4 protein-coding genes are annotated in these 4,354 nt (G+C 36.7%); 3 read left to right on the top strand and 1 reads right to left on the bottom strand.

Going from position 1 to position 4,354, the window contains the following annotated elements; translation table 11 throughout:
• Positions 1 to 449 (top strand): DUF547 domain-containing protein (locus tag E1140_RS01540; RefSeq protein WP_155178327.1); only part of this gene is annotated, 449 nt, incomplete at its 5' end.
• A gap of 72 nt (positions 450 to 521) precedes the next feature.
• On the opposite strand, the gene E1140_RS01535 is transcribed toward E1140_RS01540, so the two are convergent.
• On the bottom strand, positions 522 to 1,466 hold the full coding sequence (locus E1140_RS01535; RefSeq protein ID WP_155178326.1) for a coiled-coil domain-containing protein: 945 nt from the start codon (positions 1,464 to 1,466) through the stop codon (positions 522 to 524).
• Positions 1,467 to 1,564: 98 nt separating this feature from the next.
• Here E1140_RS01535 and E1140_RS01530 point away from each other — a divergent pair, with 98 nt between their 5' ends.
• Both E1140_RS01530 and E1140_RS01525 read left to right on the top strand, forming a co-directional pair.
• Positions 1,565 to 2,155 (top strand): methyltransferase domain-containing protein, encoded by a 591-nt coding sequence (locus E1140_RS01530; protein WP_155178324.1) that lies wholly within the window; start codon positions 1,565 to 1,567, stop codon positions 2,153 to 2,155.
• A gap of 93 nt (positions 2,156 to 2,248) precedes the next feature.
• On the top strand, positions 2,249 to 4,192 hold the full coding sequence (locus E1140_RS01525) for a BamA/TamA family outer membrane protein (protein WP_155178322.1): 1,944 nt from the start codon (positions 2,249 to 2,251) through the stop codon (positions 4,190 to 4,192).
• Positions 4,193 to 4,354: the final 162 nt, after the last annotated feature.

The raw sequence follows: 4,354 nt of genomic DNA, 5'->3' as shown, positions 1-4,354 counted from the left end.
AGAGTATTCAAGACTTGCACCCAACCATATACATACCACTGGTTAGAACAGTGTGGCACAAGAAGTTTTTTAAGATTGGAGGTGTTGAAATGAATCTTGATGAGATCGAGCATGATATACTAAGGAAGGAGTTTGATGAACCCCGAATTCATTTCGCCATCAACTGTGCCTCGTTCTCTTGTCCGCCCCTTCGGAATGAAGCATTTACCGCTGATAAAATCGATAAACAATTAGAAGAGCAAGCTGTTAATTTTGTAAACGATTCCGAAAGGAATAAAATCACGGCTGAACGAGCTGAGATTTCTAAGATTTTCAGCTGGTTCACAAAAGACTTTACGAAAGAGGTGAGTCTGATTCAATTTCTAAATAAGTACTCAAAAGTTGAGCTAAAAGAAAATGCCAGGATTGATTATCTGGATTATGACTGGAGTTTAAATGATAATAAATGATCTGTGTCTAAAGTAGTGTTTGGGTTCACAGGTTTTGGTTAGGCGCAGTGTGGTTACTGCGCCTTTTTGCTTTTATTTAACTTCAAACTGCTGACTACCCATTTTGTAGCCGTCAGTGTAAACTTCTAATAAGTAAACGCCAGGCTCATATTCGGAGCCTTTGGTGTACTCGAAGGAAAGTTGCTGCTTGGTGTTGTCAAAGAGTATTTCCTGGTTGGCAGTATAAAACTCCTCCTTATTGTTAAACATAAAAGTGCCAGAACCTTTCGCAATATCAAAAATCACCTGTCCTTTATCATCTACAATTCTGATAAGAATGTCTTTGCCTTCAATAGGGGCTACATTATTTTCAGCAATGTTGAACGTTACTTTTAGCTTGTCTATTTGTTTGCTTTTAGCAGGCATCTCACGTTCTCTACCTCTTTCATTTACAGCTAGAATAAGAATATTTTCAACTTTAAGCTGAGATGCAATAGCCACCTTCGAGGCCAGTTCGTCTTTAGATTCGTTAACCATGCTTAAAGAGTCGAATAACTCATTCTTCTCTGTTTTTAAGGATGTATTTTCAGTAAGCAATACTTTATTTACTTCCCTAAGCTTAGTAAGCTCCTCGTCTTTAGCCTTCAAGAGCTCTTGAAAGCCATCGACTTTATCCTGAAGATCAGATATTGCTTTTCGGTCTCTCTTTCTTGTTCTGTTAAGTTCAGCTTCTACTTCGGCTTTTGCCTTTTCTAATTCTTCTACGTTACCGCCCAGCTTTTCAATCTCTATGATCTTTTGATCAAGCTCTTCACTTATATCAGTAAGCTTTTGCATGGTTACAGCTAAATCCTCTTCAGTGGACATCAATTGTGTGTCTTTCGCCACACTTTCCTGATGATCGATATAAATCTTGATTGCCTGAGCAACAACAATAACCGCCAGAATAACTACAATAACAGTATTTCGGTTACTCTTTTTGGGAGGCGTTTGACTTGGAGATTTTTGATTTTGGTTTTCTTGAGTTTGTTCAGCCATTGATAATTATTCGTATTGTTGCGCAAAAATATTCTTTATTTAACACTATTCAATAAATTCTCTTTATTAGTGAAACATTATCGATTAACTGCCAATATATGACATATGATGAAAAATATTGGACATCAAGGTATAAAGATGAATCAACACCCTGGGATGTCGGCCAAATAACTACTCCTTTAAAAGAATACTTTGACCAGCTGGATGATAAAAGTTTGAAGATTTTGATACCCGGTTGCGGGAATGCCTATGAGGCTGCTTATTTGCATTCACAAGGTTTTATAAATGTTTACCTTGTTGATATTTCAGAAGAACCAATAATAAGATTCAAAGCTAATCATCCTGACTTTCCACCTGACCATATTATATATGGTGATTTTTTTGAGCTAGAAGATTCTTATGACCTTATAATAGAACAAACTTTTTTCTGTGCATTGCATCCATCGCAGCGGCATGCTTATGCTATAAAGACCAATGAGCTTCTTGTAGCAGGGGGCAAGCTGGTTGGCCTTTTATTTAATGATAGCCTCAACAGTGATAGACCTCCATTTGGTGGCTTTAAAGAAGACTACATAAAAATATTAGGACCGCACTTTGAGTTAACTGTAATAGATGAAAGCTATAATTCAATACCTCCAAGAAAAGGGAGGGAGCTTTTTATCAACTTAAAGAAAATAGAAAGTAATTAATCAATCTTTTCAATTGCCGATTTTGTAGCTTTAAATGCGTCTCAGAAGAAATTTGAATACCTTTTCTTTTGAGACATTTGTATTTGTATTAATATGTTGCGTAAAAGAATTTTACTTTTTGTTTTGCTAATCTTCTGTGCTTTGGGCCTTGATGCTCAGAAGAGGACGAAGAAAGTTATTGTAGATAGCGTACATGTTAAAGGAAGGACATTTCTTGTTGTTGGCGATACAACAATATTTGTCCCAAAAGACACGGTCATCTATCTTCCAGATTCTTTAGCAATCAAAATTAGAAAGGATAGAGAAGCACAATCTTCTCAATTCTATTTGAAGATTAAAGAGAAGCTGTCGAAGCGAAGACTTACGAAAGAGCTTTATGATCTCCTTTTTAAAGACCCACCTAAGCCAAAGACACCTGTATCAACAAACCAGGCAGTTACCAATGATTATGAAAAGTATACTGGACAGGTAATAGGTCAGATTTTCATTAAAAAATTGGAGCCCCTGGGTACAAGTATTAATGATACCTCCAGGCATTCTAATAAGTGGATATTAAAGTCGGTAAACAATACGCATATTAATACAAGGTCTCGTATTATAAGAAATAATATGTTTTTCAAATCTGGAGATGTGCTTGATCCTAACCTAATATATAGTAGTGAGCGGATATTAAGAAGCCTGTCATTTATAAAGGACGCACGTATTTATGTAATTCCTAACCGCCACACTCGTTTGGTAGATGTGTTGGTGGTGACGAGAGATATTTGGAGTATTTCAGGAGGTTTTGGGTATGATGATTTTGATGATTTTGAGGTGGAGATAACCGACAAGAATTTCCTTGGTCTTGGACAGGAGTTGAAAAATGAGTTTCCTTATTCAGCAGAGACCTCTCCTGAGGTGGGCTATATAGGCACTTATACCATTAATAATATTAAGAGTTCATTTATTAATAGTGAATTAACTTTTGCCAGATCAGAGCCTTTCGATCGACGGGGTATTCGGTTTTATAAAGATTTTATTACGCCAACCATTAAATGGGCAGGGGGACTGGAGATTGCTCAGGAGAAAAGGCAACAAGCAAAGGTGTACCCGGATTCAACCTATATTTTTAATACAAGATATAATTTCCAGGATTTCTGGACAGGCCGATCCTACCTTTTGAAGCAGGACTATTCCGGTTACACCAATTTTCAGGTAGCCGGGCGATATGAAAGAAGGAGGTTCTTGGACAGACCGGTGATAAGCAGTGATACCAATCAACTTTATTTTGACACGAATCTTAAACTCATGTCCATAGGTATCACAAAACGGAGGTTTGAAAGGAGTAGTCTTATTGTAGGTTATGGGCGTACTGAAGATATTCCAATCGGTTATTTGGCTGAAATAACAGGAGGGAGGGAGAATAATGATTTTTATGACCGTACATATTTAGGTACTACGATTTCCTATGGCAATTACCTTGGTAAGCTTGGCTACCTCAGACCAACCCTGAGTATTGGAGGGTTTATAGAAAAGCGAAACATACAGCAGGGCGTTATCAAACCTGAGCTATCATACTTCAGCTATTTATATCGTTTTCGAAGAACGAGTTTTCGGCAGTTTTTCACACTTGGCTATGTCAAAGGAATTAATAGGTATACCGATGAATTTATTGACATAAATAATAGAAATGGTATCAGAGGTTTAAGAGATACTTTTTTGCGAGGCACAAAGAAAATAACCTTCCGCTCAGAGACTGTGGCTTTTACGCCAATCTACTTCATAGGCTTCAGATTGGCCATTTTTGCCTTTTTTGACTTTGCGATTGTTAATTCAGAACAAGCTAAATTGTTCAAGAATCCACTCTATCAGGGGTATGGAATTGGCTTTAGATTTAGGAATGAAAACCTGGCATTCAATACGCTGCAAATTCGTCTGGGTTACTATCCCAATGCACCTGCTGATTTCAACAATTACCAGTCTGCTTTTGACGGGCAAAGGTCTCTTAATATTCCTGACTTTAGAGTTGAAGAGCCTCGAGTAATCACATTTCAATAGGAAAAAAAGTGAATTTTTAAAGCAAAATCAAATAGATTTTTTTACCTTGAAAAATGCCTAATTTCTTATTTATAAATATTCTAAATTAGAAATAGAAATAGCTTTTTTACACCAAAAAAAGCTATTTTAAAGAGGTGCTACGTGAACAAACAGCAATTTGTT

It is taken from the genome of Fulvivirga lutimaris, from assembly GCF_009711525.1.
GTDB classification, from domain to species: Bacteria; Bacteroidota; Bacteroidia; order Cytophagales; family Cyclobacteriaceae; genus Fulvivirga; species Fulvivirga lutimaris.
The sequence above is the reverse complement of the archived record's forward strand: the minus strand, read 5'-3'. Positions and strand labels throughout refer to the sequence as shown.